The organism is Flavobacterium hauense (assembly GCF_054457175.1).
Map to the genome: position 1 here is coordinate 45582 of NZ_JBTKVX010000014.1, position 25754 is coordinate 71335.

Annotated in this window: 31 protein-coding genes; 13 read left to right on the forward strand and 18 right to left on the reverse strand. The window is 40.3% G+C overall.

Translation table 11 applies throughout. The annotated features are described in order from the left end of the window. Positions 1–89 precede the first annotated feature (89 nt). Together ACX0HA_RS11470 and ACX0HA_RS11475 are read right to left on the reverse strand one after the other, a co-directional pair. Entirely contained in the window at positions 90–1181 is a 1092-nt protein-coding gene (locus tag ACX0HA_RS11470) for a MauE/DoxX family redox-associated membrane protein (protein WP_458845427.1), read from the reverse strand. 58 nt (positions 1182–1239) lie between these two features. Continuing rightward, complete coding sequence (locus ACX0HA_RS11475) at positions 1240–1782, reverse strand: DUF1599 domain-containing protein (RefSeq protein WP_458845428.1); 543 nt, start codon at positions 1780–1782, stop codon at positions 1240–1242. Between the two features lie 85 nt (positions 1783–1867). On the opposite strand from ACX0HA_RS11475, the gene folP reads away from it, so the two are divergent. Further along, positions 1868–2698, forward strand: a complete 831-nt coding sequence (folP, locus tag ACX0HA_RS11480; protein WP_458845429.1) for a dihydropteroate synthase — start codon at positions 1868–1870, stop codon at positions 2696–2698. A 51-nt stretch (positions 2699–2749) separates the two neighbouring features. Here the strand turns inward: folP and rlmH are convergent, their stop codons facing one another. From rlmH to rpsF, 9 genes are all read right to left on the reverse strand, one after another. Then, on the reverse strand, positions 2750–3223 hold the full coding sequence (rlmH, locus tag ACX0HA_RS11485; protein ID WP_458845430.1) for a 23S rRNA (pseudouridine(1915)-N(3))-methyltransferase RlmH: 474 nt from the start codon (positions 3221–3223) through the stop codon (positions 2750–2752). A 36-nt stretch (positions 3224–3259) separates the two neighbouring features. After that, entirely contained in the window at positions 3260–4273 is a 1014-nt protein-coding gene (locus tag ACX0HA_RS11490; protein WP_458845431.1) for a hypothetical protein, read from the reverse strand. A 2-nt stretch (positions 4274–4275) separates the two neighbouring features. Further along, complete coding sequence (locus ACX0HA_RS11495; protein ID WP_458845432.1) at positions 4276–5724, reverse strand: MBOAT family O-acyltransferase; 1449 nt, start codon at positions 5722–5724, stop codon at positions 4276–4278. 90 nt (positions 5725–5814) lie between these two features. Beyond that, the gene (locus ACX0HA_RS11500; protein ID WP_458845433.1) at positions 5815–6189 is read right to left on the reverse strand and encodes a hypothetical protein; all 375 of its coding nucleotides are present in this window, start codon (positions 6187–6189) and stop codon (positions 5815–5817) included. A gap of 1 nt (position 6190) precedes the next feature. Then, entirely contained in the window at positions 6191–8194 is a 2004-nt protein-coding gene (gene ligA, locus ACX0HA_RS11505) for an NAD-dependent DNA ligase LigA (protein ID WP_458845434.1), read from the reverse strand. 192 nt (positions 8195–8386) lie between these two features. After that, on the reverse strand, positions 8387–8854 hold the full coding sequence (locus ACX0HA_RS11510) for a DUF6495 family protein (protein ID WP_458845435.1): 468 nt from the start codon (positions 8852–8854) through the stop codon (positions 8387–8389). A 113-nt stretch (positions 8855–8967) separates the two neighbouring features. Continuing rightward, on the reverse strand, positions 8968–9414 hold the full coding sequence (gene rplI / locus ACX0HA_RS11515) for a 50S ribosomal protein L9 (RefSeq protein WP_458845436.1): 447 nt from the start codon (positions 9412–9414) through the stop codon (positions 8968–8970). Positions 9415–9429: 15 nt separating this feature from the next. Next, complete coding sequence (gene rpsR, locus ACX0HA_RS11520; protein WP_020211613.1) at positions 9430–9726, reverse strand: 30S ribosomal protein S18; 297 nt, start codon at positions 9724–9726, stop codon at positions 9430–9432. Positions 9727–9728: 2 nt separating this feature from the next. Further along, positions 9729–10070 (reverse strand): 30S ribosomal protein S6, encoded by a 342-nt coding sequence (rpsF, locus tag ACX0HA_RS11525; protein WP_458845437.1) that lies wholly within the window; start codon positions 10068–10070, stop codon positions 9729–9731. A 171-nt stretch (positions 10071–10241) separates the two neighbouring features. Between rpsF and ACX0HA_RS11530 the strand changes: the two genes are divergently transcribed. Next, positions 10242–10934: a LytR/AlgR family response regulator transcription factor gene (locus tag ACX0HA_RS11530; RefSeq protein WP_458845438.1), complete on the forward strand. Its 693-nt coding sequence runs from the start codon at positions 10242–10244 to the stop codon at positions 10932–10934. Between the two features lie 48 nt (positions 10935–10982). Here ACX0HA_RS11530 and priA read toward each other — a convergent pair whose 3' ends face one another. The 4 genes from priA to nadC all read right to left on the reverse strand — a co-directional run bounded on the left by priA (position 10983) and on the right by nadC (position 15958). Further along, positions 10983–13430 carry a replication restart helicase PriA gene (gene priA, locus ACX0HA_RS11535; protein ID WP_458845439.1) on the reverse strand — a complete coding sequence of 816 codons (2448 nt, stop codon included), beginning with the start codon at positions 13428–13430 and terminating at the stop codon, positions 10983–10985. Between the two features lie 294 nt (positions 13431–13724). Next, positions 13725–14153, reverse strand: coding sequence for a DUF2147 domain-containing protein (locus tag ACX0HA_RS11540; RefSeq protein ID WP_458845440.1), 429 nt, complete (start codon positions 14151–14153; stop codon positions 13725–13727). Between the two features lie 21 nt (positions 14154–14174). After that, positions 14175–15101 (reverse strand): YihY/virulence factor BrkB family protein, encoded by a 927-nt coding sequence (locus tag ACX0HA_RS11545; protein WP_458845441.1) that lies wholly within the window; start codon positions 15099–15101, stop codon positions 14175–14177. Next, on the reverse strand, positions 15101–15958 hold the full coding sequence (gene nadC / locus ACX0HA_RS11550) for a carboxylating nicotinate-nucleotide diphosphorylase (protein WP_458845442.1): 858 nt from the start codon (positions 15956–15958) through the stop codon (positions 15101–15103). The genes ACX0HA_RS11545 and nadC overlap by 1 nt, the downstream gene beginning before the upstream one ends. A 172-nt stretch (positions 15959–16130) precedes the next feature. On the opposite strand from nadC, the gene ACX0HA_RS11555 reads away from it, so the two are divergent. The 3 genes from ACX0HA_RS11555 to ACX0HA_RS11565 all read left to right on the forward strand — a co-directional run bounded on the left by ACX0HA_RS11555 (position 16131) and on the right by ACX0HA_RS11565 (position 17558). Then, positions 16131–16739, forward strand: coding sequence for a hypothetical protein (locus ACX0HA_RS11555; RefSeq protein ID WP_458845443.1), 609 nt, complete (start codon positions 16131–16133; stop codon positions 16737–16739). A 12-nt stretch (positions 16740–16751) separates the two neighbouring features. Then, complete coding sequence (locus ACX0HA_RS11560) at positions 16752–16952, forward strand: ArsR family transcriptional regulator (RefSeq protein WP_458845444.1); 201 nt, start codon at positions 16752–16754, stop codon at positions 16950–16952. 252 nt (positions 16953–17204) lie between these two features. After that, the gene (locus tag ACX0HA_RS11565) at positions 17205–17558 is read left to right on the forward strand and encodes a hypothetical protein (RefSeq protein ID WP_458845445.1); all 354 of its coding nucleotides are present in this window, start codon (positions 17205–17207) and stop codon (positions 17556–17558) included. 151 nt (positions 17559–17709) lie between these two features. Here the strand turns inward: ACX0HA_RS11565 and ACX0HA_RS11570 are convergent, their stop codons facing one another. Beyond that, positions 17710–18081: a VOC family protein gene (locus ACX0HA_RS11570; RefSeq protein WP_458845446.1), complete on the reverse strand. Its 372-nt coding sequence runs from the start codon at positions 18079–18081 to the stop codon at positions 17710–17712. A 78-nt stretch (positions 18082–18159) separates the two neighbouring features. Here ACX0HA_RS11570 and ACX0HA_RS11575 point away from each other — a divergent pair, with 78 nt between their 5' ends. Beyond that, on the forward strand, positions 18160–18639 hold the full coding sequence (locus ACX0HA_RS11575; protein ID WP_458845447.1) for a hypothetical protein: 480 nt from the start codon (positions 18160–18162) through the stop codon (positions 18637–18639). Here ACX0HA_RS11575 and ACX0HA_RS11580 read toward each other — a convergent pair. Together ACX0HA_RS11580 and ACX0HA_RS11585 are read right to left on the reverse strand one after the other, a co-directional pair. After that, positions 18626–19534 (reverse strand): bifunctional metallophosphatase/5'-nucleotidase, encoded by a 909-nt coding sequence (locus ACX0HA_RS11580; protein WP_458845448.1) that lies wholly within the window; start codon positions 19532–19534, stop codon positions 18626–18628. The genes ACX0HA_RS11575 and ACX0HA_RS11580 overlap by 14 nt on opposite strands. Before the next feature lie 2 nt (positions 19535–19536). Continuing rightward, positions 19537–20316, reverse strand: a complete 780-nt coding sequence (locus tag ACX0HA_RS11585) for a 5'-nucleotidase C-terminal domain-containing protein (protein WP_458845449.1) — start codon at positions 20314–20316, stop codon at positions 19537–19539. A gap of 50 nt (positions 20317–20366) precedes the next feature. On the opposite strand from ACX0HA_RS11585, the gene ACX0HA_RS11590 reads away from it, so the two are divergent. The 7 genes from ACX0HA_RS11590 to porD all read left to right on the forward strand — a co-directional run bounded on the left by ACX0HA_RS11590 (position 20367) and on the right by porD (position 25696). Then, entirely contained in the window at positions 20367–20885 is a 519-nt protein-coding gene (locus ACX0HA_RS11590; RefSeq protein ID WP_458845450.1) for a DUF6913 domain-containing protein, read from the forward strand. A 1-nt stretch (position 20886) separates the two neighbouring features. After that, on the forward strand, positions 20887–21765 hold the full coding sequence (dapA, locus tag ACX0HA_RS11595; RefSeq protein WP_458845451.1) for a 4-hydroxy-tetrahydrodipicolinate synthase: 879 nt from the start codon (positions 20887–20889) through the stop codon (positions 21763–21765). Between the two features lie 30 nt (positions 21766–21795). Then, positions 21796–22308 (forward strand): ferritin, encoded by a 513-nt coding sequence (locus tag ACX0HA_RS11600; RefSeq protein WP_458845452.1) that lies wholly within the window; start codon positions 21796–21798, stop codon positions 22306–22308. Between the two features lie 153 nt (positions 22309–22461). After that, positions 22462–23268, forward strand: coding sequence for an outer membrane protein assembly factor BamD (locus ACX0HA_RS11605; protein WP_458845453.1), 807 nt, complete (start codon positions 22462–22464; stop codon positions 23266–23268). A 7-nt stretch (positions 23269–23275) separates the two neighbouring features. Then, positions 23276–23593 carry a DNA-directed RNA polymerase subunit omega gene (locus ACX0HA_RS11610; protein WP_458845454.1) on the forward strand — a complete coding sequence of 106 codons (318 nt, stop codon included), beginning with the start codon at positions 23276–23278 and terminating at the stop codon, positions 23591–23593. Between the two features lie 8 nt (positions 23594–23601). After that, entirely contained in the window at positions 23602–24813 is a 1212-nt protein-coding gene (gene coaBC / locus ACX0HA_RS11615) for a bifunctional phosphopantothenoylcysteine decarboxylase/phosphopantothenate--cysteine ligase CoaBC (protein WP_458845455.1), read from the forward strand. Then, positions 24806–25696 (forward strand): type IX secretion system protein PorD, encoded by an 891-nt coding sequence (gene porD, locus ACX0HA_RS11620; protein ID WP_458845456.1) that lies wholly within the window; start codon positions 24806–24808, stop codon positions 25694–25696. Before coaBC ends, porD begins: the two co-directional genes overlap by 8 nt. The last annotated feature ends 58 nt before the right edge of the window (positions 25697–25754 follow it).

Sequence of the window (25754 nt, forward strand, 5' to 3'; positions counted from 1 at the left end):
GTATTTGAAAATTGGTTAATTTGAAAATTTGAAAATGTCTTTCCGGTCTATCATCTATTATCTCAAATCTAACATCTCAATACTAAAAATTACTTCTTAACCTCAGAATACGGTTTTTTATACACCTTCATTAGTTCAGAAGCGACAAATTTCTTTTCGTTGATGCCATCCCATTCCTTGATTTTATTACCATTCCACAGGTAAACAACACCAGGGGTATCGTTACTGTTGCCAAGTACTTTCCAGAATGTAATAATGTCAATTATTTTGTGTGGATACTGTGCTCCGGCGAATTTAAAGAAGTCAGGAATCTTCTCTGCTTCCTCATCCATAAAGATTATTTGTACTTGAGGGAAGTCCTTGTTTTTGGCTTTCATTTCGGTAAGTTGTTTGGCAGTTTCCATACAATGCTCACAGCCCGGGGCAAATAACGCAACAATCTTTTTTCCTTTATCTACATTCGAAAAATAAGATGCATATCCTGATTTAGCAGGTTTAGGCTCATCAATTGTAACCACTTCTTTAACGTCCTTTTCGGTTTCAGTAACAGAAGGAGTTGCAGTTGCTTCGGGAGATACAGTAGTTACAGTATCTGTTGGAGTTTCTTCGGTAATATCCTGTACTTCAATTGCTCCTGAATCATCAATAGTGATGTTTTGTACCGGCTGTATTGGTGCCATCATGAATATTACCAGTATGGTAGCCAGAGTTACAGTTGTAAGTACCCAAAAGTTATTACGGTCAGAACCTGCAGGCAATAATTTGTATAACCAAACCAATAATCCTACGGCCACAATATTTTTGATAATGGCTTCTACAGGAGTCATTGGCAATAGTTCGCCAAAACAACCGCAATTGCCGGCATTACCGCTGCTGATTGTCTGGATAGTCAGGTGGGCGATAAAGACAACCAGTAATACTATAGTAGAAGGAATCACAAAGCGTTTTAGCCAATGCGGCTGAAGCAGCAAGAGGCCAAGTGCAAATTCAATTCCTATAAGTGTTCTTGAAAAAAGCGGGGCAAAACCTTCAGAGAAGCCCATAGGGTACAGCTGTTTTACCTCAAATGTTGAGATCGCGAAATAAGGCGACGGATACATTTTGGCTACAGCCGAAATCAAAAATAAAAAGGCAACAATAATGCGTATTGCTAAGGGAATATATTTTTTGACGTTTTCCATGGGTATAAGTTTTTTCTCAAAAATAAGGCTTAAGCCAATTCGATTTGTTAATGAGTTGTTATTGACCGAATTTCATTAATATCAGGGCAAAAACAGCATAGTTTATCATATCCTGATAATTGGCATCAATACCTTCAGATACAAGAGTCTTACCTTTGTTGTCTTCGATTTGCTTTACGCGCAACAGCTTCTGAAGGATAAGGTCGGTAAGCGAACTTACGCGCATATCCCTCCATGCTTCACCATAGTCATGGTTCTTGGCTTCCATAAGTGTTTTGGTAAGGAAAAGCTTTTCATCATAAAGTCTGGTTGCTTCTTCCACGTCAAGGTCAGGCTGGTCAGCTACGCCTTTTTCAAGGTTTATAAGTGCCATGATGGAATAGTTGATGATCCCGATGAATTCACCTGTCTCATCCTCATCCACTTTGCGTACTTCATTCTCCTGAAGGCTTCGGATGCGCTGTGCTTTAATGAATATCTGGTCGGTAAGCGATGGCAGGCGAAGTATGCGCCATGCACTTCCGTAATCTTTCATTTTGTTGATGTATAGCTGTCTGCAGATTGCAATTACCTTGTCGTATTCCTGAGAAGTATTACTCATTTTAAGTAGTATCTTTGTGGGTGAAATTTTTTCAAATGTAATAAAAAAGCCCCCCAAAGGCAAGGGCAATCTTAAAATAGAAGTTATGTTCATCAACTGTAAAGGCAGGCTTATCGATTTATCACAACCCAAAGTAATGGGTATCCTGAACTGTACTCCCGATTCTTTTTTTGACGGCGGAAAATACAAAAGCGAAAGCCAGTTTGTTAATCAGGCGGAAAAAATGCTTGCAGAAGGATCCAACTTTATTGATATAGGTGCATATTCCTCTAAACCCAATGCCGAATTCGTTTCGGAAGAAGAGGAGCTTGCCCGAATGATTCCGGTGGTTGAATTACTGCTGAAACATTTTCCCAATACGCTAATTTCTGTAGATACCTTTCGCGCGGCTGTTGCCAAAGCTGCGGTTGAAAGCGGTGCGGCCATTGTTAATGATATTGCTGCCGGTATGCTCGATAACAAGATGCTTGAAACTGTTGGACAACTGAAAGTGCCTTATATCATGATGCACATGCGCGGAACACCACAGACCATGGTTAAGCTAACGCAGTATGAAGATATAGTAGGAGAGATGCTGTTTTACTTTTCGGAAAGGGTAGCAGCTGCAAGAAGTTTTGGTATTGATGATATTATCATCGATCCGGGATTTGGTTTTGCCAAAACGCTGTCACAAAACTATGAGGTGCTGAACAAAATGGAGCTTTTCAAAATGACAGAACTGCCAATACTTGCAGGTATGTCCCGAAAATCTATGATATACAAGCTGCTTGATATCACTGCTCAGGAGGCGCTTAACGGAACTACAGTGCTTAATACTATAGCTTTACAAAAAGGCGCGAATATTTTAAGAGTACACGACGTGAAAGAAGCAGTGGAAACGATTAAGATTGTCGAAGAATTACGAATTACAAATTAGAAATTACATCAACATAAAATTCGTAATTCGTAATTCTCAATTCATAATTATTTACTGATGGTGATACGGTTCGTTCCTCAATATCGTAAACGCTCTGTATACCTGCTCTATAAAGAACAAACGCACCATCTGGTGAGAGAAGGTCATTAACGACAATGATATTTTGCCCTGTGCTTTGCCATACACTTCCTGACTAAAGCCATATGGCCCTCCGATAACAAATACCAAAGTCTTGATCCCTGAATTCATTTTCTTTTGCAGTTCTTCCGAAAAACCAACACTGCTAAAGTTCTTTCCATTCTCATCCAGTAAAACCAATTGGTCGGTAGGAGAGAGCTTAGATAGTATCAATTCGCCTTCTTTTTCCTTTTGCTGAGCTTCGCTAAGGTTTTTTACGTTCTTGATATCCGGAATGATCTCCAGTTCAAATTTCACATAAAAAGACAGACGTTTGGTATAATCGTCTATAAGCTGCTGCAATGCTTTATTGTCGGTTTTGCCTATGGCAAGAAGTTTAATGTTCATTCAGTGGTAGTGCTTTCTGCGGTAAAATTACATAAATTATTTTTTGGCATATGCTTTTTCCAGAATTGAAGTGGCTACATGAGGCCTGTAATGTGATGATTCGTAATAATTCCTGTAATCATTTGTAATGCTATTTATACCTGAGAAATCATAAATGTTCCCGCTTCCAAACATCTTTATAAGATAAGCCATATCAGCGGCATTCAGCTTTTTTTGGTCATAAAGAGGGCTTATTATAATTTTATATTTTGTACCCTGCCTTTTGAATATTTCAGCTATTTCACCAAGCTGCATTTTTTGCTTCTCTTGTATGACTGCCGGTGCATATTCCTGAACAAAGCCTCTTTTGTAGAATACTTTCATTCGTTCGGCAGTGTAAAATTTTCCGGAAGCGATTTCTTTGTCGATTATGGTATAACGCATTTCATTGGTTATTGAGTCATACAAAAAATCTTCTGTGTTCAAAGCGCCCCGGTACATGTAAGGTTTCACGTTGCCGGTTATTTTATACTCAAGGTATCCGGGCAGGAATTCATGGGATAAAGATGCTTTAAAGAACTGAAAGTGAAAGCTGGTCAGGTTTTTATAATTAGTCAGTTGTGGGGAAATTACAAAACTATGGCCTTCCAGGCTTTTGTCCCGGTTCAGTATCATGTGGTCTAACACCAGCAACGCATTGTTTATCTTTTCATTCTTACTGTCTATATATTGTATCTTTTTGCTAATGCCATATATTGTTTCAGCCGAGGCATCAAAATGATAAGGACTACTATTTTCAGGTATATATTTTTTCCACTCACTTATTTCATAGATGATAGAGCGTGAGTTGCCAAAAATAAAGGAATCATATTTTTTATCCTTAAAATGGTTGTCATAGGTAGCGGTACTCACATAATCTTTGTTCATACTGATACTGACTGTAGTATTGGTCTCATAAAAGCTGGTGTTGTAATGCCAGATCACCTTAAAAGGATCTGCCCATATATAAATAAGCGCCACGCCTATTAAAGGAATGGAAAACTTAAGCAATAAGACGAATAGCTTTTTCATGATTAAAACTGAAAATAAATAAATTGCTGTTCTTTGCCACCATATACAATAATGGCAAAAATAAGGACATAATAAAACGTCCATCGTACAGGACGGCTCCAGGTAAGTCCAAAAGTTTTTAGTGCGTGTGGCTGCTCACGGCCAATCCATTCAATAAACAGGAAAATAAGTGTTATGCCAATTAAAAAAAAGGCAATTTTTTTCTTTTCAAAATCAGGAGCTGAAAACAATGAGGGCGAAAATAATGTGCCTATATAGCTGAACGCATGGCTTATGCTTTCTGCCCTGAAAAATATCCTGGAAAAAGCTGTCAGTCCAAAAGTTATCATTATCCCCCTGACTTCGACCAGAGATGGAAGAAACCTGCCTTTTGCGGCTATTTCGATGTTCTTACGGTGTGTATTAGTTAAGATAAGTGGTAGGAAGTAAATAGCATTAAGGGTTCCCCATGCTATAAAAGTCCAGTTGGCACCATGCCAGAAACCGCTAAGTATGAATACGATAAAAATGTTTCGTATCATTTTAAGCGTATTGGTTTTGCTGCCGCCAAGCGGAATATAAATGTAATCCCTTAACCAACTGGATAGCGAAATATGCCATCTCCTGTAAAATTCGGCAATATCTCTTGAGAAATAAGGATATGCAAAATTGCGTAGCAGGTCTATGCCAAAAAGTTTTGCTGTTCCAATGGCAATATCCGAGTAACCCGAAAAATCACCATACATCTGGAAAGTAAAGAACAGGGCACCAAAGGCGAGGCTGCTTCCTGTGAGCTGGTCTGAATTATTAAAAATAGCATTGGCATATTGGGCGCACTGATCAGCAATGACAACCTTTTTAAATAGCCCCCATAGTATCTGGCGGAGGCCATCTTTCATATTGTCCAGATTAAAGATGCGTTTCCGTTTTATTTGCGGAAGCAGGTGCGTTGCCCGCTCAATGGGACCTGCTACAAGTAAAGGAAAGAAGCTTACGAACAAGGCATAGTCTATAAAATTCTTTTCGGCAGTAATACGGCCTTTGTAAATGTCTATTACATATGACAGTCCGTGAAAAGTATAAAATGAAATGCCTACAGGAAGTATGATGTTTAATGTAGTAGGATTTACAGTCAGTCCAAAGTTTGAAACGGCATCCGCAAAGCTTTCTGCAAAGAAGTTATAATATTTAAAAGTTCCAAGGAATCCAAGGTTTATGCAGATGCTGATCCAAAACCATATTTTCTTTATTTTTTGACTTTTGGCATCTTCCATTTTCAATCCTGTGTAATAATCTAACAGGGTAGAGAACATCAGCAGAAACAGAAAACGCCAGTCCCAGCAGGCATAAAAAAAATAGCTTGCAGCAAACAGTAATATATTTTGTTTCCGCAGGTTTTTAGGGCCAATCCACCAATATAGCAGGAATACTATAGGTAAGAAAAAAGCAAATTGTATGGAGTTAAAGAGCATTTTTTTAAGGTTCTGAGGAGCTTAGTTTCTTAGTTTTGGCAGTATATTTATCCAGTTCATTTACGGCTTTTTAAGTTATGAGTATGACGTTTATATTGAGGTTAAAACTTTCATTAAATCTTTAATCCTTGTATTTGAAATTCTTGCCTTATCCATCAGGTTTGTTAGCTGTATCATTTCCCGAATAAATGATTTTTCTAAGTCTTCTTTTTCAAAATAAACTTCCCACACTGCACCAGCACCACCCCACATATCAACTCCCTGAATAAGTTTAATAAATATAGGTATTGATTCAATTTTATTTGATTGCAATAGAATTATTAATTGCTCTATGAATTTAGCCTGACCACTATGATTCCCTTTTTCTAAAAGGTTTTTTAAAGTAATCAATCTTGATAAAATGTTTTCACTCTCTTCAAAAACTTTTTTTATGTCGACTTTTTTACTGAAGAAGTTGAAAACCATTTTAATTATTCAATAGATTAATGAAATCATCCTCACTGATAATCGCCACACCAAGCTGCGTTGCCTTTTCAAGCTTGGCAGGGCCCATATTATCTCCGGCTACTACATAATGTGTTTTAGATGAGATAGAGCTTCCCACTTTACCACCATTATCTTCGATGGCTTTTTTAAGGTCATCACGGGAGAATTTCTCAAACACGCCAGATACCACAAAAGTTTTTCCGGCTAGCTTATCGCTTATGCTGGTGTTGTTGTCCGCCGAAGCTTCAAGCTGAACACCATAGCCTTTAAGTCGCTTCACGATCTTACGGTTCTCTTCATTCTCAAAAAAAGCGATTACGCTTTGCGCGATACGCTCTCCAATCTCGTCAACAAGTATGAGGTCCATCAATGAGGCATTCGCCAGGTTATCAATGGTCTTATAGTGCTTTGCCAGTTTCTTGGCAACGGTTTCACCTACATAACGGATACCCAGTGCATACAATACACGCTCAAATGGTACCTGTTTTGATTTTTCGATACCGTCAATCAGGTTTTGCGCCGACTTATCAGCCATGCGTTCTAACGGAACTACCTGCTCTTTTTTCAGTTCATACAGGTCGGCATAGTTATGCACAAGGTCGGCATTGTATAAAAGTGCAACGGTTTCGCCGCCAAGGCCTTCAATGTCCATTGCTTTACGCGAAATATAATGCTGCGTACGCCCAATGATCTGTGGCGGGCAGCCGTAGAAGTTAGGGCAGTAGTGTTGCGCTTCGCCTTCTTTGCGTTCCAGTTCGGTAAAGCATTCCGGGCATTTGTCGATATAAATCGTAGGCATGGAACCCTCGGGGCGTTTGGTAAAATCTACCGCAATGATCTTCGGTATAATCTCGCCGCCTTTTTCCACGAATACTTCGTCGCCTACGCGCACATCCAGCTTCTCTATCTGGTCGGCATTATGGAGCGATGCGCGTTTTACGATGGTTCCTGCCAGTTGTACAGGCTCAAGATTAGCAACAGGTGTAATTGCACCCGTACGTCCAACCTGGTAGGATATGGAGTTGAGGCGTGTAGCAACACGCTCTGCTTTAAATTTATAGGCAATGGCCCAGCGTGGTGATTTGGCAGTATAGCCCAGTTCATCCTGCTGGTGCAGGTCGTTTACTTTGATAACAACGCCATCAGTTTCATAAGGAAGGTCATGGCGATGGGTATCCCAATGATCAATAAAGGCAAATACCTCGTCCATGTTTTTTGCCAACTCCGACTGTTTCGGAACCTTAAAGCCCCAATGCCTTGCCTTTTCAAGGCCTTCGAACTGGGTTTTAAAATTCAGGTTATTGCCTACTATAAAATACAGGAGGCAGTCAAGCGGACGTTTGGCAACTTCTGCACTGTCCTGAAGCTTTAAGCTCCCTGAAGCGGTATTTCTTGGGTTGGAGTAGGGAGTTTCTCCAATTTCGATCAGTTCCTGGTTCATTTTGGCAAAGCCCTCAAGAGGCAGGATGATTTCGCCGCGAATGTCAAATTTCTCTGGATAGTCGTTACCTTTAAGTTTTAAGGGAACAGCTTTAATGGTTTTGATGTTGGTGGTAACCTCGTCACCCTGAAAGCCGTCGCCACGGGTAACGGCTTTGGTAAGCACCCCATTTTCATAGGATATGCTTATCGATGCGCCATCATATTTAAGTTCGCAAACAAATTCCACAGCAGTGGTTCCAAGTCCTTTGTGGACGCGTTTTTCCCACTCCAGCAACTCATCTTTAGAGTAACCGTTATCGAGTGAATACATTCGCCTTTCGTGAACTATAGTATTGAAATTTTTGGTAATGGCGCCGCCTACACGTTGGGAAGGGGAGTTCTCATCAAAATATTCAGGGTGCTTCGCCTCAAGTGCCTGGAGTTCTTTAAGTTTTATATCAAACTCAAAATCGGATATGGTAGGGTTATCGAGTACGTAGTAGTTGTAATTGTGCTGGTTAAGCTCTTCGCGCAGTGCCTGAATGGTCTGAAGGGTATCCATTTATTAAAATGTTAGTTTGCCCTGCTAATTTAGCTAACTTTTAAAAATTAATAAACGTATAGGTTAATTTTTTACCTGTAAAATTAGCCTATACGTTTATTTTTAGATTCTTCCTTCGTCAGAATGACAAAGCAATATAATGGTATTGACCGACCTAAGTTCCTAAGAACCTTAGTTCCTCAGCAACTTTTTTTAAAACATATCAACGATCTGCCCGTACAAAACACCATCGCTAAGGATTGCACCCTGTTCGATCAGGCTGAAAATTTCTGCTTTGCGGTCTTCGCCAAAGGCTTTTTTACCGCGCGTAAGGTGTACTTCCTCTGAAAAGATATTTTCGTTTAGCCATATAAGCCCGCTTTCGGTCATAAAATCGGCAGGAGTGTTGTGAGCATGTATTACAATGCTTTCCATTCCTTCTGCATCAAGTTTAAAAAGGAAAATATGGTTTTTGGAGTAATGTTCCAGCCATTCTGCTTTTTCAAGCACGCTATCCCATATCATGTCTGAGAAAACATCAACTTCCTGTTCGGCTACCTCGGGTTTTTCTTCCTTCAGTTTGTCCCATTCTACTTTGTCTATTTGCTGGGAAGCAAGGAAGCGTACAAATTCCGGGTGCAGTTCTTCAAGTTGTTCTTTGGTAAGTCTTGCGTATTTCATTGTATAAGTTGCAAAGTTTCAAAGCGGCAAATTTAATGGAGAGATTGCAGTAATGAAAATATTTATAAATAAAAAAGCCTCCTATAAGGAGGCTTTTCATATAATTCTGAAAATTACTGTTGTGCTTCAGCAACAATCTCGTAAGGAAGTTCAATAATTACGTCACGGTGAAGTCTAACGTTAGCAGTATATTTACCTGTACGTTTAACGATTCCGCTAGTGATGTATTTTCTGTCGATAGACTGTCCTGCTTTTTCAAGAGCTTCAACGATATCTGAATTGGTTACAGAACCAAATAGTTTCTCGCCACCTGCTTTAGCAGTAATTTTTATTTCAAGAGCTTTAAGAGCTTCTGCAATAACTTTAGCGTCATTAACAGCTTTTTGCTCTTTAAATGCACGTTGTTTTAAGTTTTCAGCTAGTATTTTTTTAGCTGTTGGAGTTGCCATGTGAGCAAAACCTTGTGGTATTAGGTAGTTACGGCCATATCCGGCTTTAACTGTAACTACATCGTCCTTAAATCCTAGATTCTGAACGTCTTGCTTAAGTATAAGTTCCATTACAATGACTCGTTTTTATTTTAATAAATCAGCCACATATGGCATTAATGCTAAATGACGTGCTCTTTTTACCGCTACAGATACTTTTCTCTGGTATTTTAGAGATGTTCCTGTTAGACGACGAGGAAGGATCTTACCTTGCTCATTAACAAATTTCAATAGGAAATCAGGATCTTTGTAATCTACATATTTGATACCTGATTTTTTGAAACGGCAATACTTTTTAGTCTTGTTCGTCTCTATGTTCAAAGGCGTAAGATATCTGATATCTCCGTCTTTTTTGCCTTTAGCTGATTGCTCTATTGTAGACATAATTAGTTTGCTTTAGATTTTAGTTTTTCTCTTCTTCTTTCTGCCCAAGATACAGCGTGTTTGTCAAGAGCAACAGTTAAGAAACGCATAACTCTCTCGTCACGACGGAACTCAGTTTCGAATCCGATAAGGATCTCAGCCGGAGCTTCAAATTGGAAAAGCGTGTAAAAGCCGCTTTTTTTGTTTTGGATTTCGTAAGCCAGTTTTTTCAGGCCCCAATCCTCTTTTGCAGTAAACTTGGCTCCACGAGAAGTAAGGAAATCTTCAAACTTACTTACTGTTTCCTTTACCTGGGTTTCAGATAAAACGGGATTCAAGATGAAAACAGTTTCATAGTGATTCATAATACTAAGTATTTATTTGTTATAAAATTGGGTGCAAAAATAGTGATTTTTATTTAATGCGCAATAATTAAATTTGAAATTTAGAGTGTTAAAAAAAAGGTTTTTTTGTTTATATTTGTATTCGTCCAGCCAAAAAAGAAAATTTACTGAACTTGCTAATCTAAAAAGCCAATGAAACTTAACTGTGTTGTTGTCGATGACAGTACAATACATAGGATAACAATCGCTAAACTGGTCAATGAACATCCGGACCTTACTCTCGTGGGTGATTTTTCCAATGCGTCTGAAACCAGGAGTTGTATTCTTAATAAGAATGTCGACCTTCTGTTTCTTGATATTGAAATGCCGGTTCAAAGCGGTTTCGACCTTCTTGACGGCCTTAAAACAAGGCCGCAGATTATCTTTGTGTCATCTAAATCGGATTATGCATTAAAAGCTTTTGATTATGCCGCTGTAGATTACCTCCATAAGCCTATTACCAAAGACCGCTTTAATAAAGCAGTACAAAAGGCTATTGAGGCCGCCCAGCGTAAAAAAGAAACCACGGATGACGATGGGGACTTTATCTTTATTAAGAGTAACCTTAAAAACTTCAAGATATTTATTTCTAAAATAAAATGGATCGAGGCTTTTGGTGACTATGTAAAACTGAATACCGAAGACGAAACGCATCTTGTATTGTCTACAATGAAGTCTTTTGAGAACGAGCTTCCTTCCGAAAAATTCCTGAGGGTGCATAAATCGTTTATCATTAATACAGATAAGGTAGACCGTTTCAATAGTAAGTTTGCCGAAATTGGCAATACCAAGATTCCGCTTAGCCGGAATAAAAAAGAAGATCTTGCGAAAGCATTAAATAAATAAAACAAAAAACTGAAGTCAAAAGCTTCAGTTTTTTTGTGGGTTCTATTTTTAATACGGATCTACATTAATGGTAACCCTTACAGGCTTGTATTGCGGTACAGCCTCGAAACTGCTAAGGGTTCTTTCAATCGCTTTTTTGGTGCTTCCTAATGCGACACCATTGGGAATTTTTATCATTATCGTCCGGATGTACTCATTCCTGATCCTGTTGATGCCCGGTTCTTCCGGTCCCAGTATGGGAACGCCTATGTTTTGTGACAGCACATTGTATAGCCATAAAGCGCCGTCTTTCACTTTTTCGTAATCCTTATGGCGCAATGTAATGCGGATAAGCCTGTAAAAAGGAGGGTATTTAAAGTTATGCCTTTCATATACTTGTTCTTTATACATGCCTTCATAATCATTGGTCGTCACTTGTTGGATAACATTATGCAGCGGATTGTATGTCTGTATAAATACTTTTCCCCTCACATCTTTACGTCCGGCGCGCCCTGCAACCTGAACCATCATCTGGTAGGCACGTTCAAAAGCGCGAAAGTCCGGTTGGAACAACATATTGTCGGCATTTAGAATGCCTACCATTCCTACATTGTCAAAATGCAGTCCTTTGGCAAGCATTTGGGTGCCAACCAGTATGTCAATCTCACGGTTCTTGAATGCGTCGATTATCTTCTCATAGCCATGTTTGCCACGCGTGGTGTCCTGGTCCATACGCCACGAATTCTTATTCGGGAACAGCGATTTGAGTTCCAGTTCTATTTGCTCTGTGCCAAAACCTTTGGTGTTTAGATCGGTCGAATGGCATTTATGGCAGTTGGTAGGATTAGCAATGTTGTAGCCGCAATAGTGGCAGCGAAGCGCATTTTTGTACTTGTAATAGGTAAGGCTCACGTCGCATTGCGGGCATTGCGGAACGTGTCCGCAGGTCATGCATTCTACCCAGGGAGAAAATCCCCTTCGATTTTGGAACAGAATTACCTGCTTGCCATTATATAAAGTCTCTGCAATCGCATCGATCATCTCATCACTGAAATGGCCTGTCATGCGTTTGCGCTTGTATTTGTCTTTAAGATCGATGAGTATGATTTCGGGAGGCATCACATTGCCAAAACGTTCCCTGAGTTCTACATAGCCATATTTGCCATGTGTAGCATTATAGTAGGTTTCGATTCCCGGAGTGGCCGATCCCAGCAGTACTTTTGCTTTGTGGGCATTCGCCAAAACTATGGCTGCATCACGGGCATGATAGCGTGGGGCAGGGTCGGTCTGCTTGAAGGTCTGTTCGTGTTCTTCATCGATGATGATAAGAGCCAGATCGGAAAAAGGCAGGAATAATGCAGAGCGTGCCCCAATGATTACCTTAGCCTTCTCTGAACCTGTAAGTACCTGCTGCCAGGTTTCCACACGTTCGTTATTGGAATATTTAGAATGGAATACCGCTACCTGATTGCCGAAATAGGCTGTTAGCCTTACAACCAGCTGGGTGGTAAGCGCAATCTCGGGAAGCAGGTAGAGTACCTGTTTTCCTGTTGCGATATATTCTTCGATCAGTTTGATATAGATCTCTGTCTTTCCGCTTGAAGTGATGCCGTGTAATAGCGTGACTTCCTTTTGTGTAAAGCTCGTTTTTATTTCCTCAAAAGCCTGTAATTGTTTCGGGCTGAGGCCAAAGCCTGCAGTATCAGAGCCTTCAAACTGAACACGGTCTTCTTCAAGGTGGTATTCCTCAAAGATACCTTTGTCAATCAATGATTTTATTACTGTTGATGTCGCGCCTGCCTCAATTAGTTTTTTTACTGTAACAGGATTCTTGTCTGAAGCCTGAAGCTGGAAATACTGCATTACGGCATCGCGCTGCTTTTGGGCACGTGATAGTACTTCCATAAGTCCGCTAAGCTGCTCCTGTTGCAGGAACTCTTCCTGTAGACGTATATAGCGTATGGTTTTTGGCTTGTATTTCTCACTGATCTCTTCCTGAAGGGAGACTACATTTTTAGCAATAAGCTTATTCAGTACCGGCAGCACTGTCTTTTTGTTCAGTATCGATACCACTTCCTGTACCTTTAGTGCCGACTGCTTTTGTAATGCTTCGTAAATCAGATATTCATCGTCAGATAGCTCTTCATCCTGTATGTTGAAATCGGGACGGGAAGAGATTATGGTTTCGCTTTCGAGCAGGAAACCGCTTGGCATGGCGCTTTTATATACTTCGCCAAGGCTGCACATATAATATGTTGCGATCCACTGCCAGTGGTCGATCTGCGATTGGGTTACCAGAGGGGTATCGTCCAGTATCTGGTGGATGTCTTTTGCCTCATACAGCTGCGGCGGATTTTGGTGTTTGCCTAATACTAAACCCGTATATATTTTATTTTTCCCAAACGGAACCGCCACACGCATACCTGTCTGTAAAAAGGCATATTCTGCCTCGTTAACGGAGTAGGTAAAGGTTTTGGCAAGTGCCAGCGGCAGTACGACTTCTATGAAAAACGGCATATACAGTGTTTGGATTACAAATATAATGCATATAGTTTACAGTTCACAGCTTACAGTTCACAGTTGTCAGTAAGAGTAGGATTCCCCTCCTTTGAAGGGGTGCCCGTAGGGCGGGGTGGTTAATTCTGATAACAAATATTAGATTATAGATGAACCACCCCGGCTTTCAGCCACCCCTCCAGAGGAGGGGAATGCCACTCATTCCCATAAAAAAAACACCTCCGTTAGGAAGTGTTTATATTTTTAAAACAGCAACAGTGGAAACTGCCTACTGAATACTGCGACTGCGAACTGTTATTTCACCCTCTGCCACGTCTGTGTACGGCCTAGCATCGAGATGCCCATGTAGCCTCTAACGTCAAGCTTGTCTTTACCGTCAAGTTTGATCGTGCAGCTGTAAAGCTTGCCTTTGTTTGGGTCAAGGATATCACCGTCGGTATATTCTTCACCGTCTTTGGTAAGACCTTTAATGATGACAAGGTTAAGGATAGGTTTATCTTTATCGGCACCTTTACATTTGGTGCATTTTGCGTCTTTTTTTGCAGGATTAAGTATCTCTACTACTTTACCGTAAATTTTTCCGTTCTGCTCATAGATCTCAACAATAGATTTTGGCTGTCCGGTTTCGTCGTCAATGGTTTTCCACCTGCCTGTTACCTGTGCACTTACAGAACAGATACCTGCTACAACGATGAATAAGAATGTAAAAATTGCTCGTTTCATAAAAATGCTTTTTAGATTTTGTTAAATATATAAATTTTTTCTTTTTAATTTATGGATAAGCGCGTTTAATTCGAATCCTAATAAAAGAATAAAGCAGTTGATCCATATATAAAGCATTAATACAAGTAACGTGCCAATTGATCCGTAAAGCTGGTTGTACTTGGCGAACCGAAGGACATAAATCCCGAATCCATAAGAGGTTAAGCCGAATAAAACGGTGCTTAGAACCGACCCGTAGCTAAAGAAAGCCGAGGTGCGTGTTTCTTTGGCTGCATACTTAAATAACAATGAAGTTATGGTAAGTACCATTAGTATAAGTATGCCATAACGCCCAAACTTCAACAGGTAGACATCATCGCTAAGGAAACCGTGGGATGTGAGTTTATGAATGATAACCTCGATTGTCACGATAGATGCTACAGTAAAGATGAGCAGTACCGCAAAGAAAAGCGACAGCCCTATGGCTAATCCGTATTGGCGAAAATAGGTACGTTTTATGGTAATGTGCAGGCTGCTCTGGAAGCCGCTCAATATGGCGTTCATGCCGTTGCTCATAAGGAGGATAGCCATGAAGATACCCACTGAAAGGAGGTTAGTCTGGCTATTGTGAAGGATATCCTGAAGAATGCCGTTGATAGCTGCAAAGGTGTTTGGCGGTACATTGTCCTCAACGAACTGCATGAAGTCGGCTTCAAATCCCTCAAGGGGTATTTTTGGTATAAGGTTAAGCAGGAACAGCGCAAACGGGAAAAGCGACATAAAGAAGCTGAACGCAATGGCCCCGGCACGGTACGACAAGTCGCCTTTTATGATGCCAGTAATGTACAGTTCCATAAGGTGGTAAAGCGTAAGTCCTTCTCCATAAGGGATCTTGATGCTCTTGCCAAAACGCACAATGTGTTTTACAACAGGAATGCGCTCCAGTTTATGTTCCAGTTCTACTGACATTAAAATGCTTTTAGGCTAAGGTCCATATTGTAGATAGAATGCGTCAGCGCGCCCGATGAGATGTAGTCTACTCCGCATTCGGCATAGTGGCGCATTGTATCTTCATTGATGCCTCCTGACGATTCCGTCTGGCAATAATCGCCGATAAGTGCAACGGCCTCACGGGTCTGGTCATAATCAAAATTATCAAGCAGTATACGGTGAATACCCGGATTTGAGATGATCTCACGAACTTCATCAATGTCCCTTGCTTCAACGATTATTTTCAGGTCAAGGTTGTTGGCCTTTAAGTATTCCTGTGTTTTTTGGATGGCAGGGGTGATGCCGCCTGCAAAGTCGATATGGTTGTCTTTAAGCATTACCATGTCGTATAGTGCAAAACGGTGGTTCTCGCCGCCGCCGATCTTCACGGCCCATTTCTCAAGCGCACGTATGCCCGGTGTCGTCTTACGGGTGTCAAGCACTTTAGTGCCTGTACCTTCCAGCAGGGTTACGTACTGTGCGGTCTTGGTAGCAATGGCGCTCATACGCTGCATGGCGTTAAGTACCAGTCTTTCGGCCTTAAGTATGCTCTGCGACGATCCCGAAACGTGAAACGCCACGTCGCCATGGGTTACGGGAGTACCGTCGTGTATAAAAACTTCTATTTGTAATTGTGGGTCAACGTAGTTGAAAACCTGCTGGGCAAAAGTAACTCCTGCAAGTATGCCGGTATCTTTAACCAGCAGTTTTGCCTTTCCTGTTGCCGAAGCCGGTATGCAGGCAAGGGAACTGTAGTCGCCTGGGCCTACGTCTTCACGGATGGCATTGGCGATAATAAGCTGTAACTCGTGCTGAAATTGGGTTTCAGAAATCATTGCATTGTTTTAGTAGGGCTAAAGTAAGGTTTTTTTTGGAAATGGGGTTTTTATAACTTTACATCATAGCTAATACAAGTAAGTTTCTTACATTTAAAAATAAATTATTATTTCAATACTTATGACACTAAAAAGATATTTAATAGTAATGCTAATGTTTTTATCCTGCTATATGAAAGCTCAGGATAAATTCATTCAGGATTTTCTTAACGATGTTGCTGAAGCGGTCGTTGATAAGGATTTTAGATATTTTTATTATGCTGATTATGGTTTTGGGCATGATGGTGTAGAAAAAGAACAAGCAATAGTTATGCGGAATGAGCTATTGAAAAAATATCCGGATTTCCCTAAAGGTTTATTGGAAACTTCTGATACTACTTCAGTAAGTTGGGTTGGTTATGTCGTGAAGAATGGTAGACCAGTTTCGGAGCAAGAATATGATAATAAATATCGCCATATGTTTGGAATCGTGAGGCATAGAATGCCCTATAATACTTCTAAGAAAGTTTTAGATAGCCTTAACGGACTTAAGCATGATGAGGTTTACGCTGCTGTAAATGAGAAATGGAGCGACGAAAAGATTGAACAGGCAATGCAACAGGCTATGAATGAAAAACGTGAAGAGTTAGATTGTTTTAGGTTTTGTACTCCTATTTTCTCGGGGGATAAAAAATATGCTGTAATTGAAGTGGATACAGGCGGTACTGGGCAGTGTTATATTTTTAAATATAAAAATGGTAAGTGGATAAAATTAGAAGAATTTGGAAGATGGATATCGTAATCAATTTATAGTATGCCCACAACACACAAACCCGCAAAAACCTGTTACTCGCATCTGGGCGGTAAGCTTGGAACATTGCTTTTGGAGCAGTTCATCGAAAAGCAATGGATAGCCAAAGCAGAGCCTGGCGATAAGCAGTATTATGTTACCCCTCTTGGCGAAAAAGAGTTTGCTAAACTGGGTGTTGACCTGTCGAAAATTAAGGAGGAATAAAGATATCAGAGGTCCAATGTCCGAAGTAGTTTACAGTGTGTCATTCTGAACGTCGCGAAGCAGAGTGAAGAATCTCTAAAGAACCACCCCGTCCTTCGGCCACCCCTCCAATGGAGTGGAATCCTACTCTTGCTGAATTGTACTTATCAACAATATTAACAGCCTGATTGTTTAAAACCTTATTAAAATGTTAATAAGTGTTGAATGTGTTGATTTTATTAGTATTTTAGGGAACTATTTAAAATCACCACTATGAGGAACTACTACTTTATTGTTTTGCAGCTCCCGGAAAGTTGTAAGTCGGGATTTGAAGATGTACAGAATGGAACTGAAAACTTTTTGGCGAAAGCCGCACAAAGCATCATAGGCAGGGAAGCTACACTTTTAAGCCTGCGTTGTGGCGATACCGGCGCTTCAGAAGACCTTCGCAATCACGTTGAAACTACAAACGATTTTAATACCTATCTTTTACTTGAAATTCCCCTCGAGGAATATGAAGTGCACGAAGCCATAATTTTTGAAAAAGCCGCCGAGATCCTCTACACAGGAAGCGCGACAGAGCTTATCGATAAGAGCGAGAAGTTTCAGCTTATTACGGCTGCTTAATGTTTTTTCATTTTTTAAATTTCTGTCATTTCGACCGCAATGAAATGGAGTGGAGACACGAAGCTGAAAGCCGAACTGGTGCAACAAATCTCAATTTATAGAGATTCTTCGATTTCGCTACGCTGCGCTCAGAATGACATTGAGCCGTGAATTATTTTGGACTCACAATCATCACTCCAAACCCATCCGGGTCTTTGTAAAGCGTACCGTTAACCTTCCAGTACGGATTTTTGGGTTCGGCTGTCGGGATATTGTGTTTTGCGAAACGCGCTGTTATGGTTGTGTATTCGGCTGCAGATGCAGGATAAAAAACCAATAGATCGTCTTCATCAGGCTGGTGATGTGCCGGTTCGGCTGAGGTTGTAAATTCCAGATGCCAGTCGGCTCGAGGTTGTCCAATAAAAACACCATCATATCCGTTATGATCTTTAAAGCTGCCCAGTATTTCCAGTCCCAATATTTCGGTATAGAAGGTTGTGATTGGGTCAGGATTGTCGGTATGTCGTGCTGCACGGAATTTCATAGCTGATGATTTTCGGGTTTTAAAAGGAAAGATACGGAATAAATATCTCGCTGAGATTACAAAAACTATATTTGTATAATGGAAGATTTACTGAAAGAAGACGAATTTGTACCGCAAAGGAGCGATTATAATCCGTGGAAGTTATTCATGGTCTTCTACGGTATTGCTGTCTTGCAGATCGTGGCAATGCAATGGGCGGTGTCGTTTTGGTTAACCGATTTCAGCGGTTTTTTTATGGGGGTCATCTATCTGCTGCTGCCGCTTCTCATGGTAGTATTGATGTTTACTTTTAATCCAAAAAGCTTTTTGATAGAACGTAAAGAAAAAGTGACCGCCATTCTCGGGCTGATATTTTGTTTTTCGGTCACTAACCTGATAATTAATTTAGTGAAGGTTGTTTATATCAGAAACTCTTTTGTGCCAAACGATGTTATATTACAAGCGGTTACCAGCCTTGGTTACTTTGTTGTAATGTCGGCTGTTTCCTGTGGGTTGGTATATATAATCTCGGGATTAGTAAAACGCAGGACTAAGAGAAGCGAATTTAAACTACAATAGTTTTTCCTTTAGCAGACATTCTTCCTTCTTCAAAATAAAAGTCAATGCGCCCAAGGTTGAGGCCGTAACAGCCTACCTGGTTTACCAGTACTTCTTTGCCGTCGCTGTTTTTCTCAACATAAGGCTTGTTCAGGAAGGTGTGTGTATGTCCGCCGATGATAAGGTCAATGTCTTTGGTGTTTCGGGCAAGGGTAAGGTCGGATATTTTTGATGGCTCGTCTTTGTACATAAAACCAAGATGCGACAGGCATATCACGAGCTGGCATTTCTCGGTATGGCGCAGTATGCGTGCCATGTCCTGTGCAACAGCCAGCGGGTCGTTATAAACAGTCTCTTTGTAATTCTTCTTTTCTATCAGTCCGGTCAATTCAATTCCCAGTCCGAATACCCCTATCTTTATACCATCCTTTACAAATGTCTTATATGGTTTTACAAGACCGTCTAATATGGTGTTTTTAAAGTCATAATTAGCCGATACAAAGTCGAAAGAGGCATGGGGCAATTGTTTCTTAAAACCTTCGAGGCCATTGTCAAAGTCATGGTTGCCCATTGTTGCCAGGTCGTACTGCATCATGCTCATAAGCTTGAATTCGAGCTTGCCGCCATAAAAATTAAAGTAGGGGGTTCCCTGAAAGATATCCCCGGCATCTAATAACAAGGTGTTGGGGTTCTCCTGCCTTATCTGCTGTATCACTGCCGACCTGCGTGCTGCGCCACCCATATTCGGAAATTTGGGGTCATCCGCAGGAAACGGATCGATATGACTGTGTACATCGTTCGTATGCAGTATGGTTATTTTTTTTACATCCGGAGCTGTAAAGCTGCTCAATGATAATCCTCCCAGTACCAATGCTGATCCGGCTGCAGTCTTTTGTATAAAATCCCTTCTCTTCATGGCTATTTGGTTATTATGTGCTGGGTGGTTATTACCGGCAGGGTGTCTATGTCTTTAAAATAATCAATATACAGATCGCGCAGTTTGTATTCCAGGTCGTAAACGCCTTCATTGGTTGCAAAAAAGGCCATGTTATCGCCGCCGCCTATAAGGTAATCGATGGTTGCGATATAATAGGTCCTGTCATTGTCCAATGGTTTGTCCTGAATTGCAATTGCTGTTGGCTGCCCGTTCGTGTCGAGCGTTATTGTAATTCCTGCCAGTGGATGCGGCCTGCCTTCGCGGGCAATGTAAGCAGCCATCTCACGAATTTGCGTTCCTTTGAGCGCGACAACTTTTACGCTGTTCTCAAACGGCATTATTTCAAAGGCTGTCTGTAATGTTACCGGTCCTTTCGGTATGATGGAACGTATGCCTCCATGGTTGAGCATACACATATCGACATGCTTTTTTTCTTTGGCGAAAAACAATTTACCGGCTTTTTCAAAAGTAGCTTCGGCAAGCATATTGCCAATTGTGGTATTCCACTTACCTTTGCTTTTATCGAATGTTTCGGGAGCATAAGCAAACACAGTGCTCAGGTCGGCCGCTATTGAATCCCTGTAGGGCGTAATGTAGCTTTCAACCGAATTATCCTGCGGAGATGTTGCATTTATACCAATTTTAGCCGCTTCTACGCGGGTATTGTACATACCTGCAGTGCCGCAGGCTATATATAGCTGTATTGTTAAAAATAAAACAAACCATCGGATGGCTGTGTTATACTTTTTTGGTAATGTCATTGTGATGACCGTTATTTGAATTAATTTTGTAATCGACAAGTAAAAGTACTATGTTTTTAAAGTTTATTAAAGATTTTGCCCTTAAAAAGATCATTAAGAAAAGTTTAACGGGATATAAACCGGTAGCCGATTCTGAAGTTGTGACTAAAGTAGGGATCCTTATAGATGAAAGCTATTTTTTTGATAAAGAGAGTCTTATCCTTGAGCTTATTTCTAACGGCATCAAAAGAAGCGATATCGAAACCCTTAGTTTTAAAGAGCGCATTAAAAAGAAAGAAATAGTAGATTGCTGTCATTACACCCGTAAAGATATATCGGCAACAGGAAATTTTACAAAAGAAGACGTTGCGGCATTCATCAATACGCCTTTTGATATGCTTATCAGTTATTACGATGTAGAGAAGCCACCGCTTGTGCTGGCAACGTTAAAGTCTAAAGCGAAATTTAAGGTTGGTTTTTCTAATGTAGACAAGCGCCTGAACAACTTTATGATAAGCACCCAGGCGGAAAAGTATACTGAGTTTGTCTCAGAATTGTTCAAGTATTTAAAAATCCTAAATAAAATTTAACATGCAATCATTAACAGGTACGGGCGTTGCGCTCATTACCCCCTTTAAGAAAGACTTTTCGGTAGATGTTGAAGCACTGGAAAGAATTGTGAACTATCAGGTAGATGGCGGTATAAACTATCTTGTGGTACTTGGTACTACAGCAGAGGCTGCTACACTTACCAAAGATGAAAAGGAACTTGTTATAAAGACCGTGTTAAAGGCAAATGCAGGCAGGTTACCTGTAGTGCTTGGCGTGGGTGGCAACAATACAGCTGAGGTTGTAGAGGAGCTTAAAACACGTGACCTTTCGGCTTTTGTGGCGGTACTTTCGGTATCTCCGTATTATAATAAGCCAACGCAGGAAGGTATTTACCAGCATTTTAAAGCAGTAGCTGAGGCATCTCCGGTTCCTGTTATCCTATATAATGTACCGGGACGTACGGCAAGCAATATGCTTCCGGCAACGGTTATCCGCCTGGCGAATGATTTTGCCAATGTAGTGGCTATTAAAGAAGCTGCCGGGGATATCGTTCAGGCAATGAAGCTTATCCAGGGTTGTCCTAAGGATTTCCTTGTGATATCAGGAGATGATATGGTCACGCTTCCAATGGTTCTTGCCGGTGGGGCAGGGGTTATCTCTGTTATAGGAGAGGGATTCCCTAAGGAGTTCTCTGAAATGGTTCGCCTTGGCCGTGAGAAAAAAGTTGATGAGGCTTATGCACTTCACTACAAGCTTGCCGATTCAATCGATATGATTTTTGAACAGGGTAATCCTGCAGGTATCAAGTCGGTATTCAAACACTTAGGTCTTTGTGAAGATGTGGTGAGGCTTCCGTTGGTTACTGTTAACGAAGATTTAGCAGGCAGACTGGGTGACTTTGTAAAAAAAATCCGTTAATTTGTATAGATAACATTAAAACAGTTTAGTATGCTATCGGATAAAATGCAGGCAGCGCTCAATGAGCAGATCAGGATGGAAGCTGAGTCTTCCCAGATTTATTTAGCTATGGCTTCATGGGCCGAAATCAAAGGTTTTGAAGGTATCGCTCTTTTTATGTTCAGGCAATCTGACGAAGAAAGACAGCACATGCTTAAGTTATTAAAGTATGTAAACCAGCGTGGAGGTGAAGGTGCAATCTCGGCACTTGATGAGCCAAGGCTGGATTATTCGTCGATAAGGGCATTATTCAGGCAGCTTTATGAGCATGAAGTGAAAGTGTCGGCAAGCATCAACGATCTTGTTGATATTGCGCTTACAAGCAAAGATTATGCTACACATAACTTCCTTCAATGGTATGTCTCTGAACAGATTGAAGAAGAAGCCAGCGCTAAGGTGATACTTGATAAGATAGATCTTATAGGTGACGATAAAGGAGGTCTTTATCTTTTTGATAATGACATGAAGAATTTTACTGCAACCTCACATGATATCGTGCAATAAATAGCACAAAAATAAGTTTTAAGGAAGATGCCTGAGAAAGGCATCTTTTTTTATGGCTGAAAGGCTGTGAAAAAAAGATTTTATATTCAATAATTATTAACTAATTTTGCAGTTGCTTTTAATAGCCGCTGTTGTGCAGCATAACTAACTTATATGGCAAGATACTTTTATATACTTCTATTCGCATTAGCGTTTACATCGTGCAGTGAGTACCAAAAAGCTCTTAAGAGAGACGATATAAAGCTTAAATACGAAGTAGCTGAAAAGCAATATGAAAAAGGGAATTATAGTAAGGCCATAAGGCTTTTTGAACAAATTGCTCCTTCATACAGAGGTAAACCTCAGGCGGAAAAAATGTTTTATATGTATGCTCAGGCACTTTATAAAACCAAACAATATTATACTGCAGGTTATCAGTTTGAAAGTTTTACAGCTGGTTACCCAAGGAGTGAAAAGGCTGAAGAAGCCGGGTTTTTAGGGGCCAAAAGTTATTATATGCTGTCGCCGGTATATTCGTTGGATCAGGTAGATACTTACAAGGCTCTGGACAAGCTTCAGAATTTTGTTGACAACTATCCTAACTCACAACATATGGCCGAAGCTAATGCATTAGTTAAAGAGCTTAGGGATAAACTGGATAAAAAAGCTTTTGAGATCGCCAAGCAATACAATACGATTTCGGAATACACCGGAGATCACAATGCAGCAATGAAAGCACTTGATAATTTTATCTTAGATCATCCGGGTACAATATATAAAGAAGATGCTTTGTATTATAAGTTTGACTCTTCATATCAGCTGGCAATTAACAGTATCTTCACTAAAATGGGAGAACGTTTAGAGCAGGCTAAAACAAATTACAATGCGTTGATTAAATTCAACCCAAGCACAAAATATAAAGAGCAGGCTGACAAGAAGCTTGCTAAAATTGAATCAGAATTACAAAAATTTTCTAAATAAACGAGTCATGGATTTAAAGAAAACAACTGCTCCGGTTAACACAATTACCTACAACAAGAATGTGATTGAAGAGCCAACAGGGAATGTGTACGAAGCAATTACCATTATCGCCAGAAGAGCTAACCAGATCAACACCGAAATAAAAAAGGAACTGATCGAGAAGCTTGAGGAATTTGCGACTTACAACGACAGCCTGGAGGAAATTTTTGAAAACAAAGAACAGATAGAAGTATCTAAGTTCTACGAAAAACTTCCTAAGCCACATGCTTTGGCTGTTCAGGAATGGCTTGAAGATAAAATTTCTTACAGAAAAGAAAATAAATAATTACAGGGATGTCTGTTTTAAGCGGTAAGAAAATTTTACTCGGCATTTCCGGGGGGATTGCCGCATACAAAACAGCCTCGCTGGTAAGGCTTTTTATAAAAGCAGGCGCTCATGTGCAAATCATAATGACGCCTGCTTCTAAAGACTTTGTTACACCCCTTACATTGTCTACTCTTTCCAAAAATCCGGTTCATTCTTCTTTTTTTAATGAAGAGGATGAAAATGCGGTTTGGAATAACCATGTGGATCTGGCACTATGGGCTGATCTTTTTCTGATTGCACCGGCTACAGCCAATACCCTTTCCAAAATGGTTTCGGGCAATTCTGATAATCTTTTGCTTGCTACCTATCTTTCTGCCAAATGTCCTGTGTACTTTGCACCGGCAATGGATCTTGATATGTACAAACATCCCTCTACTTTAGCAAGTTTTAAAACATTGCAGTCGTATGGAAACTCTATGATTCCTGCCGAAAGCGGTGAACTTGCCAGTGGACTTTCCGGCGAAGGAAGGATGGCTGAGCCCGAGAATATCATTGCCTTTCTGGAAGCCGATCTTGAGAGTAAATTACCGCTTCGCGGAAAAAAAATACTGGTAACTGCAGGCCCGACATACGAACCGATAGACCCTGTGCGTTTTATAGGTAACCATTCGTCAGGCAAAATGGGCTTTGATATTGCAAAAGCCGCTGCCGATGAAGGTGCGGAGGTTATTTTAGTTACCGGTCCTACACATTTTAAACTGGATCATTCGCAGATAAAAGTGGTGCATGTGGTTTCGTCTGAAGAGATGTATCATACCTGCCACAATTATTTTAATGATGTTGACGCTGCAATTGCCGCTGCTGCAGTGGCAGACTATAGGCCGAAGGATGTGGCGCCGCAGAAAATTAAAAAAAGCCAGAGCACACTTACATTAGAGCTCGAAAAGACTAAAGACATACTTTCTTCGCTGGGTGAAATAAAAAAACATCAGTTCCTGATAGGGTTTGCCCTGGAGACTGAAAATGAAATTGAGAATGCAAAGCTGAAGATCAGGAAAAAAAACTTAGATTTGATTGTTTTAAATTCGCTTAACGATGAAGGAGCTGGCTTTGGTAAACCAACTAATAAAGTTACCTTTATAGATAAGGATTTCAATACTGAACCGTTGGAGCTTAAGACGAAAGAAGAAGTTGCAAAAGATATTATAAATAAAATAAAATCACATTACAATGTATAAATGGTTAGTGATATTGCTGGTTATGTTTGGCTTTACTGGAAATGCGCAGGAGCTCAATTGTACTGTGAAGATAAATTACGACCGTATTACCGATGCTAATACCCAGGTGTTTAAAACACTTGAAAGGTCACTTTCAGATTTTGTAAATAACACCCGCTGGACTGCAAGGAATTTTGATTCTGGTGAACGTATTGAGTGTTCTATGTACATTAATATTTCAGCCTACAGTGCTCCCAATTTTACGGCAACATTGCAGGTACAGTCGTCAAGGCCTATTTATAATTCGACTTATTCTTCGCCTATCTTCAACTTTAACGATAAAGATTTTAGTTTCAGGTATAACGAAGGAGATAACCTTTTTTATAATCCTAATAGTTTTGACACTAACAATCTTGTGGGGGTAGTTGCATTTTATGCTAATATCATCATAGGCATGGATGCCGATTCTTTTCAAAAAAGCAGTGGCACTGATTATTATGAGGTCGCGCAGAATGTTGCCAGCCTTGGAGCCGGAAGCGGTTATAAAGGGTGGGGACAACAAGAAGGAACTAATCAAAACAGGTATTTTCTTGTAAATGACCTTTTGTCAAGTACTTATACGCCTTTCAGGGATGCTTTGTATGAATACCACTTTATGGCGCTTGATAAAATGGCAGATGATCAGAAGGCGAGCAAAGAAAAAGCGATTGCTTCGATAAAAACGTTGTCTAAAGTGCAGAGTGTACGACCTAATGCGTTTTTGACAAGGGTGTTCTTTGATGCTAAGTCTGATGAGATCGTTTCAATGTTTTCGGGAGGGCCTGTGGTAACATTAACCGATCTTGTGGATATGCTGAATAAACTTTCGCCTACAAATGGAACTAAGTGGAGTCAGATTAGATAAAAATTTAAGATTCAATATACCTAAAGCCTGCAAATTATTGCAGGCTTTTTATTTGTGA